Annotated in this window: 11 protein-coding genes; 1 reads left to right on the forward strand and 10 read right to left on the reverse strand. The window is 72.7% G+C overall.

The genetic code is table 11. The features are described 5' to 3' along the window. Window positions 1-3 precede the first annotated feature (3 nt). From ACZ4Z4_RS16085 to ACZ4Z4_RS16125, 9 genes are all read right to left on the reverse strand, one after another. Window positions 4-5586 carry a type I polyketide synthase gene (locus tag ACZ4Z4_RS16085; RefSeq protein ID WP_468327293.1) on the reverse strand — a complete coding sequence of 1861 codons (5583 nt, stop codon included), beginning with the start codon at window positions 5584-5586 and terminating at the stop codon, window positions 4-6. After that, a complete protein-coding gene (locus ACZ4Z4_RS16090; protein WP_468327294.1) occupies window positions 5583-5972 on the reverse strand; it encodes a hypothetical protein in 390 nt (129 codons plus the stop codon). The genes ACZ4Z4_RS16085 and ACZ4Z4_RS16090 overlap by 4 nt, the downstream gene beginning before the upstream one ends. 52 nt (window positions 5973-6024) lie before the next feature. Next, window positions 6025-6783: an SDR family NAD(P)-dependent oxidoreductase gene (locus ACZ4Z4_RS16095; protein ID WP_468327296.1), complete on the reverse strand. Its 759-nt coding sequence runs from the start codon at window positions 6781-6783 to the stop codon at window positions 6025-6027. Further along, complete coding sequence (locus ACZ4Z4_RS16100; protein ID WP_468327298.1) at window positions 6780-8165, reverse strand: class I adenylate-forming enzyme family protein; 1386 nt, start codon at window positions 8163-8165, stop codon at window positions 6780-6782. Before ACZ4Z4_RS16100 ends, ACZ4Z4_RS16095 begins: the two co-directional genes overlap by 4 nt. Next, a complete protein-coding gene (locus ACZ4Z4_RS16105; protein ID WP_468327300.1) occupies window positions 8162-10291 on the reverse strand; it encodes a non-ribosomal peptide synthetase in 2130 nt (709 codons plus the stop codon). The genes ACZ4Z4_RS16100 and ACZ4Z4_RS16105 overlap by 4 nt, the downstream gene beginning before the upstream one ends. Window position 10292: 1 nt before the next feature. Beyond that, window positions 10293-11441 carry an acyl-CoA dehydrogenase family protein gene (locus ACZ4Z4_RS16110; protein ID WP_468327301.1) on the reverse strand — a complete coding sequence of 383 codons (1149 nt, stop codon included), beginning with the start codon at window positions 11439-11441 and terminating at the stop codon, window positions 10293-10295. 45 nt (window positions 11442-11486) lie between these two features. After that, window positions 11487-11750: an acyl carrier protein gene (locus tag ACZ4Z4_RS16115; protein WP_362993608.1), complete on the reverse strand. Its 264-nt coding sequence runs from the start codon at window positions 11748-11750 to the stop codon at window positions 11487-11489. Between the two features lie 15 nt (window positions 11751-11765). After that, on the reverse strand, window positions 11766-12626 hold the full coding sequence (locus ACZ4Z4_RS16120; protein ID WP_468327304.1) for a 3-hydroxyacyl-CoA dehydrogenase family protein: 861 nt from the start codon (window positions 12624-12626) through the stop codon (window positions 11766-11768). A gap of 175 nt (window positions 12627-12801) precedes the next feature. After that, window positions 12802-14031, reverse strand: a complete 1230-nt coding sequence (locus ACZ4Z4_RS16125; RefSeq protein ID WP_468327305.1) for an ACP S-malonyltransferase — start codon at window positions 14029-14031, stop codon at window positions 12802-12804. 472 nt (window positions 14032-14503) lie between these two features. Between ACZ4Z4_RS16125 and ACZ4Z4_RS16130 the strand changes: the two genes are divergently transcribed. Then, window positions 14504-14881, forward strand: a complete 378-nt coding sequence (locus ACZ4Z4_RS16130; RefSeq protein WP_468327307.1) for a DUF1844 domain-containing protein — start codon at window positions 14504-14506, stop codon at window positions 14879-14881. A 44-nt stretch (window positions 14882-14925) separates the two neighbouring features. On the opposite strand, the gene ACZ4Z4_RS16135 is transcribed toward ACZ4Z4_RS16130, so the two are convergent. Continuing rightward, window positions 14926-15660, reverse strand: a complete 735-nt coding sequence (locus ACZ4Z4_RS16135) for an SseB family protein (RefSeq protein WP_468327676.1) — start codon at window positions 15658-15660, stop codon at window positions 14926-14928. Window positions 15661-15666 lie beyond the last annotated feature (6 nt).

Genomic DNA, 15666 nt, shown 5'->3' on the forward strand with positions numbered 1-15666 from the left:
GGGTCAGCTCTCCTGTTCCTGCGCGTCGAGCAGGGCCGCGACGGCTTCGAGTCCGGCGTCGTCCAAGTGGTGCACCGACATGAGGAGTTCTCCGGCGGCCTGGGGTGTCAGCCGCTCCGCCGGCACTCGCGGCGCCGTGGCCGCGTCGGCCGCCGGGCCGCCGGCCGTCTCGCGGTCCAGTCCCTCGCGGAGGGCCGTTTCGAGCCGGTGCACCGGCTCGTCCTGAAGCAGCAGGCCGAGCGGCAGGTCGACCCCGAGGTCCGCGCGGATGTCGCTGCGGATCTCCAGGGCGAGCATCGAGTCGACGCCGAGGGCGGTGAGCGACGCCGTCCGGTCCGCGCCGCCGGCCTCGGCGCCGACGCGCTGCGCCAGGACGTACGCCAGGTACTCGGCGGCCAGCTCCTGTCGCCGCTCGGGCCCCGCGGAGCCCCAGGCGCGCAGCAGGTCGCTGCCGGGTGCCGCGCCGGGCGCGGCCGGTTCGGGCCGTCCGGTGGCCGTCTCGGGCCGGTTGCCGGGCCGGTGTCCCGGCGCGAACCGGGACAGCTGGGTGTCCCAGTCCAGTTCGAAGACGCCGTGCACGGCGTCGTGGCCGCCCGCGAGGAGCGGGCCGAGGGCGGCGAAGACCCGCCGCGGGTCGAGGAGGGTGAACCCGGCCGCCGCCATGCGGTCGCGGTGGCGCTGGTCGAGGCGGGCCGTCATGCCCTCCGTCACCGGGCCCCAGCCGAGGCTGAGTGCGGGCAGCCCGCGGTCGTGCCGGTGCTGGGCGAGGGCGTCCATATAGGTGTTGGCCGCGGCGTAGTGCGCCTGCCCCGCCGCTCCGAGCAGCCCGGACGTCGACGAGTACAGCACGAACAGGTCGAGCTCCTCGTCCAGCGTGGCCCGGTGCAGATGCCAGCCGCCCGCGACCTTCGGGGCGAGGACCCGCGCGAAGGCGTCCCAGCCCAGACCGGTGAGGAGCGCGTCCTCCACCACACCCGCCGCGTGCAGGACGCCCCGCAGGGGGACTCCGTCGGCGCGGATGCCCGCCATCAGCCGCTCCACATCGGCCTGTTCGGAGACGTCGGCGGCGACGACCGTGCAGCGCACGCCGTTCCGCTCCAGCTCCGCGAGAGCCCGCCGGGCGGGTTCGCCGGGCGCGCCGCGTCCGGTGAGCACGAGGTGCCGTGCCCCGTGGTCGGCGAGCCAGCGTGCCGTGCCGAGGCCGAGGGCGCCGAGGCCGCCGGTGATGAGGTAGGTGCCGTCGGGCCTGGCCCGGAACTCGCCGGTGGCGGTGGCGCGCCGCTGGTCGAGGCGCGGCACCCGCACCGTGCCGTCGCGCACGGCGGCCTCGGACACCTGGTCGGCGTCGCCGGTCAGTACGTCGACGAGTGCCGTACGCAGACAGGTGCGCAGGTCGTACGGGTCGACGTCGACCAACCGCACGTCGGTGTCGGGGAGTTCGTGCACGGCGCTGCGGCCCGCGCCCCACAGGGTGGCCTGCTGCGGGTGGAGGACGGGCCCGGGGCCGCCGGTGTGCAGCGCGCCGCCGGTGATCAGCGCCAGCCGGGACGGTGCCGGGCGGCCCGCGTCCTCCAGGGCGCGCACCAGGGCCGGGAGGCTGCCCAGGGCGCGCCGTTGAAGCGCGTCGTCGGGTTCCACCGCGAGCAGGTCCAGGGCGGCGCAGTGCAGCACGCCGTACGGCCCGGCGAACTGGGCTTCGCCCAGCGCGGCTGCGAGCTGTCCGGCGTCGGCGAGGTCGCCGACCTGCCGCACGGTGACGCCCGCGGGGAGCGTGTCCGAGCGGCCGCTGTCCGGACTGTCCGTCAACACCCGGCAGCGCGCGCCCTGTTGGACCGGACCCGCGATCGCGGACGCCCAGTGGCCCTGCCGGTCGGCGAGGACGAGCCAGTGGTCCGGCAGCCCGGTGCCGGGCCGCACGGAGTCGAGGGTCTTCCAGCGCTGGACGTGGACGGTGCCCGGGTCGTCGGTGCCCGTCACCAGGTGCGGCGGGACCAGGCGCAGCTCCAGGCCGGTCAGTTCGACGAGGGGACGGCCGTCCTCGGCGTCGATCCTGACGTCGAGGAGTGCGCGCGGGGTGTCCGAGGCGAAGTCCGCTGTGGCGTGGACCGTCGCCCGGACGCGGGCGGTGCGCGGCACCTCGTCGACGGGGTGGAACACCGCGTGTTCGACCCGGAAGGGCAGCAGCAGTCCGTCCAGGCGCTCTTCGTCCAGGACGTTGAGGCCGATGGCGGTCTGGACGCAGACGTCGATGAGCACCGTCTTCGCCGGGCGTGCGGCGGGGTCGAGGAACTCGGGGACGGTGATGTCCGTCTCCGCCTGGCCGTCCCGCAGCCGCAGCTCCCGCATCCAGCGGAACGCCGGCCCGAGGTCGTAGCCGAGGCGGTGCAGTTGCGCGTACAGGGCGTCGCCGGACAGCGTCCGGGTCCACTCGCCCCGCTCGGCGGGCGGCGGGGTGCGCCGGTCCGCGTCGCCCGCCGCGGTACGGATGCGGGCCTGGGCGTGGGTGGTCCAGGAGGTGTCGAGGTGGGCGGCGGCGCCGGGGCGCTGGCCGAGCACCCTGGCGTCGGCGGCCGCGCCGCGGGTCTCGTCCAGGACGATCTGGAGAGCGGTGGGCTCCTCGTCCACGGCGAGCGCCCGGGGGAACACCAGGTCCTCGACGAGCACGGGCCGCTGCCCGCCGAACGCCTCCAGGAGGCACGCGGTGTGGTAGGCGCCGGGGACGACGACCCGGCCCAACAGCACGTGGTCGCCGAGGAACGCGGGTTCGCGCTGGTTCGCGCCGCTCTCCCAGCGGCGCTGGGAGGCCTGCGGGAGCGGCATCCTGCGCAGGCCGGTGAGTTCGGCGCCGGCCTGCGGGGCGGCCGGGGCGGCGGCGGTGGCGGCCCGGGTGCCGGCGCGCGGCGCGGGCGAGCCGTCCTCGCCGACCCAGTGCCGCTGCCGGGCGAAGGGGTAGGTGGGTGCGGCGACGCGGCGCCGCAGGAAGGGGGCGTGGAAGGCGGGCCAGTCGACGCGCACGCCGTCCGCGTCGAGTTCGGCGAGGGTCCGCTGGAGGGTGTCCCAGTCCGAGCCGCGGGAGGTCAGGCCGGCGAGCCAGAGCGTGTCCGGTTCCCTTCTGCCGTTGCCGAAGCCGGTCAGGGAGCGGCCGGGGCCCATCTCCACGAAGTGCGTGAAGCCGTCGGCGAGCAGCGTGTCGACGGTCTCGCTGAACAGCACCGGGGAGGCCAGCTGACTCGCCCAGTAGTCGCCGCCCAGCTCGTCGGGGGCGGCGAGGGCGCCGGTGAGGTTGGTGACGAGGGGGGTGCGCGGGGGCCGGTGGGTGATGCCCCGGGCGGCCTGCCGGATGCGCTCGGCCGCGGGGGCCATGAGCGGGGAGTGGAAGGCGTGGGTGACGTCGAGGTCCACGACGGCCCAGCGGCGCTCCAGGCACGCGGCCCGCACCGCGGCGAGCGCGTCCGCCGTGCCGGAGAGCGTGTAGCGGCCGGGCGCGTTGTGCCCGGCGACGGCGAGGTCACGGCCGTACGGGCGGACGAGCTCCCGCAGCTGCTCCAGGTCGGGGCAGCGTACGGCGACCATGCCGCCGGGCTCGGCGTCCTCGGCGATCGCGGCGCCGCGCTCGGCGACGAGCCGCAGGCCGTCCTCCGCGGTCAGCACCCCGGCCGCGCAGGCGGCGGCGTACTCGCCGAGGCTGTGCCCGGCGACCGCCTGCGGCCGTACGCCCCAGGAGGCCCACAGCTCGGCCGTCGCGACCTGGAGGAGGAACATCGCGGGTTGCAGGACCTCGGCGCGCCGCAGCAGGGCGCCGGAGCGCTCCCTGTCCGCGAGGGCGGCCTCGATGCCGACGCCCGTGAGCTCTTCGAACAGGTCGGCGTGGCGGGCCAGGGCGGCGCGGAATCCGCTGTGCCGCTCGTGGAGGTCGGCGCCCATGGCCGCGTACTGGGCGCCCTGTCCGGAGAAGAGGAAGGCGACCTTGGGTGGGCGGGCCGTCTCGCGGGCCTGCACCGCCGTGCCGTCCGGGCGGCCTTCGAGCCAGGCCGTCAGCTGCTCGGCGGCGTCGGCCGTGGAGGAGGCGAGCACGCTCACCCTGTGCGGCAGTCTGCGCCTGCCGACCTGGCTGGTGTGGGCCAGGTCGGCGAGTTCCTCGGCGTCGCGCTCGCCGGGCAGGTCACGGTCGCTCAGCTCCCGGGCCCAGCGTTCCGCCGCCGCCTTGAGGCCGTCGGCCGTCTTCGCGGAGACGGTGAGGAGTTCCCGGGGCAACAGGACGGGGGCGGCGGGTGTGCGGTCCGGTGCCTGTTCGAGGACGGCGAAGGCGTTGGTGCCGCCGATGCCGAGGGAGTTGACGGCGGCTCTGCGCACCTCGGTGGGGAACGCCCGGGGTTCGCTGTTGATGTACAGGCCACAGCCGTCGAGGCGGAGCCGGGGGTTGAGCTCCTCGACGTGCGGGCTGGGCGGGACGACGCCGTGGTGCAGGGCGAGGACGGTCTTGATGAGGCCGGCGATGCCCGCGGCGGCCTCCAGGTGGCCGACGAGGGCCTTGACCGAGCCGAGCGCGCACACCGCGTCGTCGCCCAGGGCGCGGCGGATGGCGGAGACCTCCAGCGGGTCGCCGAGCAGGGTGCCCGTGCCGTGCGCCTCGACGTAGCCGAGGCCGGCCGGGGCGAGCTGCGCGACGGTGAGCGCCTGCCGCATGGCGGCGAGCTGGCCGTCGACGGTGGAGGCGCCGTAACTCGTCTTGCCGCCGCCGTCGTTGTTGACGGCGGTGCCCCGGATCACGGCGTAGACGGTGTCGCGGTCGCGCAGGGCGTCGGCCAGGGGGCGCAGGACGACGGCTCCGGCGCCGCTGCCGAAGACCGTGCCGCGGGCGCGGGCGTCGAAGGGCCGGCAGCGCCCGTCCGGGGAGAGGATGCCCTGGTCCTGGTGGAGGTAGCCGGCGAGGTCGGGGACGCGCACGGTCACGCCGCCCGCGACGGCCGTGTCGCACTCGCCGAGAAGCAGGCTCTGGCAGGCCAGGTGGACGGCGACGAGCGAGGTGGAGCAGGCCGTCTGCACGGTGAGGCCGGGGCCGGTGAGGCCCAGTTTGTACGAGACCCGGGTGGCGAGGAAGTCCTTGTCGTTGCCCAGGTGCTCCAGTGAGGCCGTGCTGTCGAGGAACCTGCCGCCGGTGCCGAGCACTTCGGGCAGGTAGCCGGCGAGGACGCCGCCGGCGCCGCCGAACACGCCGGTCGACTGGCCGGCGTACGGCGCGAGGCGCCCGGCGTGCTCCAGCGCCGCCCAGCACGTCTCCAGGAAGACGCGCTGCTGCGGGTCCATGAGCGCGGCCTCGCGCGGGGCGATGTCGAAGAGGCCCGCGTCGAAGCGGTCGGCGTCGTCGAGCACGGCGGCCGTCTTGACGTAGTCGGGGTGGCCGATCCACTGCTCGGCGACGCCCGCGCGGCGCAGTTCGTCGTCGGAGAGGTCGCGCATGGCGGGCCGCCCGGCCACGACGTTCTCCCAGAACTGGCCGATGCCGGCTGCTCCGGGGAATCTCCCGGCCATGCCGACGACCGCGATGAACCCTGCGGCCGCGTCGTCGGCCAGTTCGTCGCTCATGCCTGTCCCCGCGCCTTCGAACGCAGTGCGCGGACCCGCTGCGCGGCGCTGCGGCCCGCGGCCATGCCGGCGGCGGTCGGGGCGTCGGCGGGGGCGGGCGCGAAGTCGGCGGCGGTGCCGCCCTCGGCGGCGATGTCGTAGGCCCGGTACAGGTCCTCGACCGTGCGGATGCCGGTGATCGGGACGAGTTCGCTGAACGGGTCCAGGTCGAGTTCCACCTCCAGCATGGCGGTGATCCGCGCCAGGTGCAGGGAGCGCAGCCCGAGGTGGTCGACGAGCAGGTCGGTGTCCTTGACCTCGGGGAGCGGCCCGCCGTCGCGGTCCTCGCCCGCCACTTCCTCGATCATTTCGAGCACGGCTGCCTTGATGGCTTCTCTGCGACTCAACTCTGGCCTCCGGAACGCGTGAAGCTGCTGGACGGGGACGACGGGAGGGCGCTCAGCATGTGAACCCGCCGTCGACGGTGAGGGTCTGGCCGGTGATGAACCGGGCCTGGTCGGAGATGAGGAAGGCGAAGACGCCGACGAGGTCGTCGAGGGTGCCGAGGCGCCCGAGGGGGGTGCGCCTGGCGACCCGGTCGCGGGTCTTCTCGGACATGCCCGCGGTCATGTCGCTCTCGAAGTAGCCGGGGGCGAGTCCGACCACGCGGATGCCGACGGGACCGACCTCCCGGGCGAGGCTGCGGGTGAACCCGTCGAGCCCGGCCTTGGCGGCGCTGTAGACGGAGACGCCGGGCTGGCCGCGGAGTCCGTTGATGGAGGAGATGTTGACGATGCAGCCGCCGCCGGCGGCGAGCATCGGCTTGAGGCAGGCCCGGCTCAGCTGGAGCGGCAGGGCCATGTTGACCAGCAGGGAGTGGTCGATGTCCGCGGGCGGGGTGGTCGAGAGCAGCCCTTCGAGGCCGATTCCGGCGTTGTTGACGAGCACGTCGACCCGTCCGAAGCGCCGCATCACCCCGCGGACGAACTCCTGCGGTGCCGTGCCGGTGTCGGCGCCGTCCAGGGCGCTCCAGTGCAGCCGGTCCGGGTCGTCGAGGCCCGCGCGGAGCTTGGCCAGTTCGTCGGACTCCGTGCGGCTGAAGGTCGCGACGCGGTAGTCCTGTTCGAGCAGGTGCCCGATCAGTGCGAGGCCGAGGCCGCGGCTGCCGCCGCTGACCACGGCGACCCGGCGCCCGTCCTGGTTGGTAGCCCGGCTCATCCTGTCCACCCCTGTCGCTTGAAACGACTGCCGTGCAGCTGTTCCTCGGTCTGTGTGATGACTGCGGGCACCTGGTGGGGTGCGAGCAGCGTGGTGCAGTGCTTGCGCAGCCGCCGGGCCATGGCGCGGGGGTCCTCGGGCTCGACGACCTGGACGCGCGCGGCCACGATCTGCCCGGTGACGGCGTTGGCGCGGCCCTCGACGACCACGTCTTGGACGTTGTCGGCCTGGAGCAGGGCGTTCTCGACCTGGGCGGGGAAGACCTTCTCGCCGCCGATGTTGATGCAGTGCGAGCGCCTGCCGATGATGCGCAGCAGGCCGTCTCCCGCCTCCTCCACGGCGTCCCCGGTGTCCAGCCAGCCGTCGCCGTCGAACGGGTCGGGGCTGTTGAGGTAGCCGCGCATGCTGCTGGGTGAGCGGATCCAGAGGGTGCCGTCGACGATCCTGGTCTCGAAGCCGCCGCCGCCCACCCGCATCAGGAGCGAGCCGTTGGCCTCCGAGCGGGTCGGCAGGATGCCCGTCTCCGTCAGGCCGTACGTCTGCTTGAGGCGTGCCTCGGGAAACGTGGCCGCCAGGTGCTTCAGCGTCACGTCACGCATGGGCTCGGTGCCGTACGTGATGATCCGGAGCGACGACAGGTCGTGGCTGCGGTACGCCCCGGAGATCAGCAGCATGTTGAGGAACGTGGGGGTGGTCGGGAGCAGTTCCGCCCGGTGCCGTTCGACGGCGGCGCAGATGTGCTCGGCGGTGCGCCGGGTCTCCACGATGACGGTGCCGCCCGAACAGAGCGTGTGGAACAGCGTGTTGATGCCGCCGATGTGGTCCATCGCCATGAACTGGAGGGCGCGCAGGGGGCGGCCCGGCTCGGTGCGGAACCGGTCGAGCAGCTGCGGGAAGGAGTGCAGGGCCGCCTTCACCTCGCCGGTGCTGCCCGAGGAGAAGAGCACCAGGCCGGCTTCCCGCCCGTCCGTCAGCGATGCCAGGAGCGGGTGGCGGTCGCCGCTGCGGGGCGGCAGGGTCTCCGCCCGCCAGGTGTCCGGGCCCGAGAAGGTGAGGACGGTCTCGACCTCGGCGATGTCGAAGCGGGCGCCGCGGGCGTCCGGCGGCGGGTCGTTCGGCGCCAGCGGCACGACGGTGCAGCCCTCGCGGATCAGGGCGAGGACCAGCGCCACGGAGGCGGCCGAGGTGTCGGCGACCACGGCCACGGAGGTGCCGGGGCGCACGCCCGCGGCGGTGAGTTCGCCGCGCCAGCCGAGGACCGCCTCGACGAGCTGTCCGTAGTCGGCCGTGCCGCCGGTGCCGGTAATCGCCTCGCGGCCGGCGAAGCCGCGCAGCCGGTCGAGCAGCCAGTCCATCGCCACGTCCTGTCGGGGTTCGTTCACAGTCGCTTTCCTCGTGCCGTGAGGTCCGGGTCCTCGGTCAGCGCGCGGCGGTCGATCTTGCCGCTGGGGGTGCGGGGCAGCCGGTCGAAGCGGTCGTACGTCGCCGGCACCATGTAGGCGGGCAGGCGGTCGGCGACGTATCCGCGCAGCGTGTTCCTGTCGAGTTCGTCGCCGCCGGTGACGGCGGCGCGCAGCACGGCGATGAAGGCGTTGGTCTGCTCCAGGCGGACCGCGCACTCGACGACGCCGGGGGCTTCCAGGAGTACGTTCTCGATCTCCTGGAGGTCGATCCTGATGCCGCGGATCTTGACCTGCTGGTCCTGGCGGCCCAGGAACTCGATGTCGCCGGAGGGGAGCCAGCGGGCGACGTCACCGGTGTCGTACATGCGTTCTTGCGGCCGCTCGTACTCGGGGACGAACTTCTCCCGGGTCAGCTCCTCGTCGCCGAGGTAGCCGCGGGCGACGCCGACGCCGGCGACGTGCAGGGTGCCGAAGACCCCGACGGGCATCGGACGGCCGTGCCGCAGGACGTACAGCCGGGTGTTGTCGATGGGGCCGCCGATGGGCACCCGGGGTGCGGTGTCGCCGGGAGCGCAGGTGTGGGCGGTCACGTCGACGGTCGTCTCGGTCGGTCCGTAGAGGTTCACGAGACGGGTTCCGTTGGGGGCGCCGAGCACGGTGTGGAAGTGGTCGACGACCTGCCGGGGCAGGATCTCCCCGCTGGAGTAGAGGACTTGGAGACCGCTGAGGGAGTCGGCGAGTCCGCTGCGCTCCACCTCGTCGAGGAAGACGTTCAGCATCGAGGGCACGAAGTGGATCACGGTCACGCCGTGTTTGCGCACGCCTTCCGCGAGCGCCAGCGGGAACCTCTCGGCGCCGGGGGCCGGCAGGTACATCCTGCTGCCGCCGAACATCCACCAGAACAGTTCCCACACGGACACGTCGAAGATCACGGGGGTCTTCTGGATCAGGGTGTCGTCCTGGCCCAGCGGGTGGTCGCGCTGCATCCAGCAGAGCCGGTTGACCACCGAGCGGTGCTCGACCATGACGCCCTTGGGGCGGCCGGTGGACCCGGAGGTGTAGATGACGTACGCGAGATCGTCCGGTGAGCCGTGCCGGACGACTTCCGGAACGGGCCCGGTGGTCAGTTCGGGCGCCTCCAGGACGAGCGTCTCCACGGGCAGTTCGCGGCCCGCGAGGAGGTGCTCCTGGCCGACCACCGCCCGCGCGCCGCTCCGCTCCAGGATGTCCTGGATCCGCAGCGCCGGTGCGTGCGGGTCGAGCGGCGTGTAGGCGTACCCCGCCTTCAGTACGCCGAGCAGCGCGACCGGCAGTTCGAGGCCGCGCTCGGCGAGGACGGCCACCACCACGTCGGTGCCGTCGCCCAGGCGCCCGCGCAGCGCGTGGGCGAGCCGGTCCGACCGCTCGTCCAACTCGGCGTAGGTCAGCCGCGCGTCGTCCGTCGTGACCGCCACCCGGTCCGGGGTCCTGGCCGCCTGGCCGCGGAACACCTCGTGCAGCGTGAGGTCTTCGGGGAAGTCGCGTGCCGTGGCGTTGAACTCCGTCAGGACCTTGGACCGCTCGGGTCCGGTGAGGACCGGGCACTCGGCGAGGGGCCGGCCGGGCTCGTCGAGCGCGTGGCCGAGGAGCGTGGCGAAGAGCCCCGCGAGCACGTCGCACTCCGCCCTGGGCGCGCTGTCCGACCGGGCCGCCAGTCTGCCGTCGACGGGGTCGAGTGCCAGGAGCGGCCCGTCCGCGGCGCTCTCGTGCGGGTGCCGGGCGCCCTCGTCGGCCGTGCCGGGGCCGAGGACGAGCCAGTGGCCCCCGGCGGCGGTGGCCTCCTCGGCGCTCCGCGGCCGCAGGTCCTTGGCGATCCGCTCGGCGTGGTCCGCGAGGGAGAGCTCCGGGTCGATGCCGGTCTCCACCACGAGGATCTTGTCGCCCTGTGCGCCGTCGGCGCCGGGCACGGCGACGCACAGGGTCAGCTCCGTGACGAAGCCGGCGTAGTGGAACGCGGCCGCGGCCGCCGCGGCGGTCAGGGCGAGCGTCTCCCCCGTCGCGTCCGCGGTCAGCGCGGCGAGCCTCTCGCGGGTCCGCCGGTCGAGTCCTCTGGCTGCCCGTGCCATGTCAGAGCTCCTTCTTCGCGTGCGTCCGCAGCAGGCCGGGCGCAAGCATCCGTTCGACGATCTGGGTGGTGCCCTCGATGATGTTCAGGACCTTGCTGTCCCGGTACGCACGCGCCGCCCTGCCCGCCTCCAGGACGCCGCGGGAGGCGAGGAGCTGGACGGCCTGGGCGGCGTGTTCCTCCAGGACCCGGCAGGTGAAGTACTTCGCCATGAGGATCCGGTCGGAGGCGTCCCCGGCGCCGTCGTCCACGGCCCGGGACGCCGCGAGGCACATCAGCTTCGCGGCCTCCAGGTCGGTGCCCATCCGCGTCACCAGGGACTGGACCTGCCCGTGCTCCACGAGGTGCCGCCCGAAGGAGCGGCGGCCCGCCACGAAGGCGGCGGCTTCACGGACCACGGACTGGAGCATGCCGAGGGCCATCCAGGCGACGGCGTGCCTGCCGTGTTCGAGCGCGTGCGGCATCAGGATGCTGAGCCCGAACCCGTCCCGGCCCACGACGTGCCGCTCCGGTACGACGCAGTCGCGGAAGTCGACCCGGGCGAGCGCGGCGGCCCGCAGGCCGAGCAGGTCGCCCATGGGGCGGGTCTCCAGGCCCGGGTTGTCCCGCTCGACGAGACAGACCGTGGAGTGTCCCGCGCGCTGGGCGAACACGAGGAAGACGTCGGCCAGTTCGCCGCAGGTGATGAAGACCTTGCCGCCATTGAGCACCAACTTCCCGTCCTGCTCGGTCAGTTCGGTGGCGATGGTGCTGAGGTCGCTGCCCGCGCCGGGTTCGGTCATGCAGATGGCGGCCGCCCGCTTCCCGGTGGCCAGCCCCGGCATGACCTCCCGCCACTGCTCTTCGGTGCCCCACTTGGCCACGGTCTGGGCGGCCATCCCGTGGACGTTCACATAGGAGGCGAGCGACGCGCTGACCCGGCCGAGCGCCTCGTACAGCAGCCCCGCCTGCACCGCCGTCGCCCCTCCGCCGCCCAGCTCCGCGGGGAGGGCCGCGCCCATCAGTCCCTCGTCGGCGCACCAGCGGACGACGTCGTCCGGCAGCGTGCCTTGCCGTTCCCAGTCGGCCGCGGTGTCGGCCCAGGCCGACTCGACGCGGTGCACGAGGTCCGCGTGGTGACGCTGCTCGTCCGCGGTCAGTAGGTGGTTCACGCCCGTCGTTCCCTCTCTCGTCGGCGCCGCCGACTTCGGCGGTGGTCAGGCACCGGCGACCGTCGCCGACTTGGCCTGGACCAGGTCGGCAATGCAGTTGACGGTCGAAAAGTTCTGCAAATCGAGGTCGTCGACGGACATCTTGATGCGGAAGGTGCTCTCCAGGAATCCGACGAGCTGTATCGCGAAGAGGGAATTGACCCGGCCCGTCTCGAAGAGGTTCTCGTCGAAATCGGGCGTACCACTCGTGTCGTACTGCGCCAGGTAGTCCAGGACAATCTGAGTGACTTCGTCACGGTTGATGCTCATGGAGAATTGGTCCTCTCAGTCTTCCGAGCGTTGCTGCGGGCGGTAGCGGTAGAACCCTTCTCCCGCCTTACGGCCGAGCCGTCCTTCCGCGACCATGTCGCGCAGGAGGCCGGCACAGCGGAACTTGTCCTCGCCATAGGAGTCGTGCAGGTGGTCCAGGGTCAGCGCCACCGTGTCGAGGCCGATGAGATCGGCGGTCTCCAACGGGCCCATGGAATGGCCGAAACACTTCTTGAAAACGGCGTCGACGGTGGCGGGTTCGACGCCCTGCTCCTCGACCACGCGAATGGCCTCGTTGAAGAAGAGATGCGAGATCCGGTTGCTCACGAAGCCGGGGAAGTCACCCACGACCACCGCGCTCTTGCCGAGCCGGTCGAGCAGTTCCAGGACGTAGGACAGGCATTCCTCGGAGGTCGCGTCGCCGCGCATGACCTCCACCGCGTCCTTGAGGTAGGACGGGTTCATGAAATGGATGCCTATGACACGTTCCGCGCGTGACGTCTCGGCGGCGAGCCTGCCGATGGGGATGCTGGACGTGTTCACCCCGATCCCCACGTCCGGCGGCAGCACGGCGTCGAGACGGCCGTAGAGGACGCGCTTCACCTCCCAGGACTCGGTGACGTTCTCCACCACGAACTCGCACTCCGCTACCTCCTCGACGCGGGTCGTGAACACCACGCGGCGCAGGGCCTCATCGGTGTCCAGGCGGGGCAGTTCGCGCCGGATCATCGGCCCGTAGCGGACGGCGTCGACGAGTTCGTCCCTCGCCTGCTTCAGCCGGGACTCGTCGGTGTCCACGAGGACCACGTCGAAGCCGTGCAGAACAAAGTCCGCGGCGACACCGAGCCCGATGCCCCCTGCGCCAATGACGCCCATCGTCCGTGCGGCACTTCTTTTCGACACGCGTCACCCCTGGGTCGGAAGAGGAAGGAATGGTCTTCGGGCACGCCGAGCGTCGCCCGGGCAGCCGTGCTGCGCGGTCAGACTTCGAGGGAGGGTGTTGTCAGGGTTCGAGGGAGGTGCGGTCAGGGTCCGAGGGAGGTGCGGGCCGCTACCGGGCGGGCAGGAGCCGGCCGTCGAGGACACGCAGGAGCCGGCTCTCCTTGTCCGCGCCCCGCCAGCCCTTGCACTCCAGGATCTGCCCGATCCAGTCGAGCGCGCGGCGCGTCTCGGCCGGTGTTCCCGGCCGCTCCTGTGCCGCGCCGTCCGCCATCGCGAGCAGTGCGGCGTAGGCCTGGTCCATCCGGTCCCGCTGGGCGGCGGACGGCTGTTCGCGACAGCCGGTGCCCGCCGCCACCGCGAGACAGCGGCCGACGAGACCCGCGTGGTCCTGCGGGCCGAGCGTCATCGCCGCCCGCAGTTCGGCGGGGCTCCCGTACCGCTCCGCCGGCCAGGGCCTGATGCGGTCGGTGACCTTTTCGAGCAGGAAACTCAGTACGTTCCCGGGGCCGAATTCGATGGCGCTCCCGATGTTCTCCGCGAGGAACCTGCGCTGCACGGACAGCCATTGGACGGGTGAGACGAGCTGGTCGGCGAGGAGTCGCCGGCTCTCGTCACCGCCCGGGTGCGGCCGGCCGTTGACCGTGGAGAGGACGGTGGTACGCGGCGGCGCGATGTCGACCGCGTCGAGCACGGCGGCCATCTCGCCCTTCGCCCCCGCCATCAGCGGGCTGTGGTACGGGCCCTCCATCCGCAGGGGATAGACACGGCCGCCGCGCGCCTCCAGCATCTCGGCCGCGCGTCCGACCAGTTCCTCCCTGCCCGACATGACGACCTGCCGCGGCGCGTCGACCGCCGAGACGAAAAGGCCGCCTTCCGCACCGGCGACCCTCCTGCACACCCGCTCGACGGTTTCCGCGTCGAGGTCGAGAGCCCACATCATGGTGCCGTCGACCCGGTCCGCCACGGCACGGATGATCTCCGCCCTGCGCCGCACGAGATCGAGGGCGTCCGTGAAACGAAGAGCGCCCGCGGCACAGAGGGCGGAATACTCGCCGAGGCTGTACCCGACGCAGTGGTCGAACTCGTGGCCCCACTCGGCGGCGTAGGTCCTATACATGGCGACACTGACCAGAAAGGTGGTCAGCTGCGCTTCTTCCTGACGCTTCAGCCTCGACTTGTTGGCCTTGTCGAATATGAGCGCGGAGAAGTTCTCACCGAGGTGGTCGGAGGCCTCGGTAAACGTGTCGCGGAATACGGAGTGGTTACCGTGGAGTCGCTCCCCCATGCCGGTGCGCTGGGCACCGATGCCGGGAAAAAGTGCGACCGTCCCTGTTGCCACGAATAACCCCCCCGTTCAAATCGGTCATCAAATTTGAATCAGTTCGGAGGTTGAACCCATGACGAACGTGCGACGCAATACAAGTCATTACGCCCCCCAGGCCGCTATGGCCTCTCCCCCCGCTGGAGCCACCTTCTTGTACTGATAGCGGCAAGTCAACACTTGACTTCGCCCGTTGCGACGTTCCGTAGCGCGGAGTGAGCAGCGACAGGGACCGGCCGAGAGGCCTCGAATCGATCATTCGCCGACCTGTAGTTGCGCAGGCAAACACTCTGGGGTTGCCGGGGGGTCGATAGTCGGGCAGGCACCTGCGGCTTCCGGACGCCGGGCGGCCGCGACATTACCTTCTGTTTACCTGTGCGACCGTGCCGGGGAGGCCGGCGGGCCCGCGGGCCCCGGGCGGCGCCGCCCGGGGCCCGGAAACCGCCATCAACTAGGCTTACACCGTTTCGGCCCTCAGGAAGATGTGAGCATGAGCGACGCGACCCCCGCCCCCGAGTCCCCCGCCGGCGACTCCCCCGACTTCGACACCCTGACCCGTGACATCGCGGACGTCCCCGCGGTCGAGGTGATCACCACCGTGGCGGTCCACCTGATGAGCGCCGCCGCCGTCAACCTCGGCCTGGCCGAGGGCGGCGAGGGCCACAAGGACCTGGACGAGGCCCGCAAGCTGATCCACTCGGTGGCCGGCCTGCTGGACGCGAGCGCCACGGAGATCAGTTCGTTCCACGCGGCGCCGCTGCGCGACGGCCTGAAGTCGCTCCAGCTGGCGTTCCGCGAGGCGTCAATCGTGAAGGACGAGCCGGGCCAGGGTCCTGGCGAGAAGTACACGGGCCCTGTCTACGGCTGACCCGTACAGCCGTACGACCGGCTCTCCGTCGCACGGCAGGGCCTTCACACCGTACGTACGTAGAGGGGCTCGCCCGGTGGCGTCGCCTCGGCCGGCAGCAGTGCCAGGTCGAGACCGCGCACCAGGCGGGCCCTCAGTGTTTCGTCGGCGGCGATCCGCCGGGCCACGCGCTGGGCGGCCTCGGCCGGGTCCGCGGCCGGGTCCAGGACGAGGGCGAGGGTGCCGTCCGCGCGGCCGGGTCCGAGGTGGGCGCGGAGCACGACGGGTTCGGCGGCGACGGCGGCGCGGACCGCTCCGGTGACGGCCGGATCGGCGAGCGGGTCGGCGCTCGCGCGCCCCTCGGCGAGGGCGAGCAGGGCGGAGCGGCCCAGTTCGTAGGGGACGGGACCCGCGAGGTCGAGGACGATGGTGTCGGCCCGCTCGTGGGCGGCGGCCTGCAAGGCCTGGTGGAGCGGGACGGCGACGGGACGGGCGGCCGGGTCCCACAGGGCGAGGGCCTCGATGGAGGTGAACGCGGGCAGTGCCTTGCGGTCGCCCGCCTTGAGGGTGGGCACGGCCATGTCGCTGGTCTTCTCCCTCCTCATCCCGTTCTCGTCCTCCTCGACCTCGCCGAGCACGGCGACGACGGGCACGAGGAGACGGGCCCCCGCGAGGGCTTCGAGGACCGGGCCGTGGGCCGTGCGGTCCGCGGACCAGGCGGCGAGCGCCGCGGCCAGCCGGGGGTCGGCCGTCCCGTCGTCGTCGGAGAACCCCGGGTCGGGAATGTTCTTGTTCGCCATGTCCGC

This window comes from Streptomyces sp. NPDC030245 (genome assembly GCF_055572995.1).

Excerpts from the sequence above, each read along its gene's own strand:
- ACZ4Z4_RS16085 (WP_468327293.1), bottom strand. The coding sequence starts at position 5,586 with ATGAGCGACGAACTGGCCGACGACGCGGCCGCAGGGTTCATCGCGGTC.
- ACZ4Z4_RS16095 (WP_468327296.1), bottom strand. The coding sequence starts at position 6,783 with ATGAGCCGGGCTACCAACCAGGACGGGCGCCGGGTCGCCGTGGTCAGC.
- ACZ4Z4_RS16105 (WP_468327300.1), bottom strand. The coding sequence starts at position 10,291 with ATGGCACGGGCAGCCAGAGGACTCGACCGGCGGACCCGCGAGAGGCTC.
- ACZ4Z4_RS16115 (WP_362993608.1), bottom strand. The coding sequence starts at position 11,750 with ATGAGCATCAACCGTGACGAAGTCACTCAGATTGTCCTGGACTACCTG.
- ACZ4Z4_RS16120 (WP_468327304.1), bottom strand. The coding sequence starts at position 12,626 with ATGGGCGTCATTGGCGCAGGGGGCATCGGGCTCGGTGTCGCCGCGGAC.
- ACZ4Z4_RS16130 (WP_468327307.1), top strand. The coding sequence starts at position 14,504 with ATGAGCGACGCGACCCCCGCCCCCGAGTCCCCCGCCGGCGACTCCCCC.
- ACZ4Z4_RS16135 (WP_468327676.1), bottom strand. The coding sequence starts at position 15,660 with ATGGCGAACAAGAACATTCCCGACCCGGGGTTCTCCGACGACGACGGG.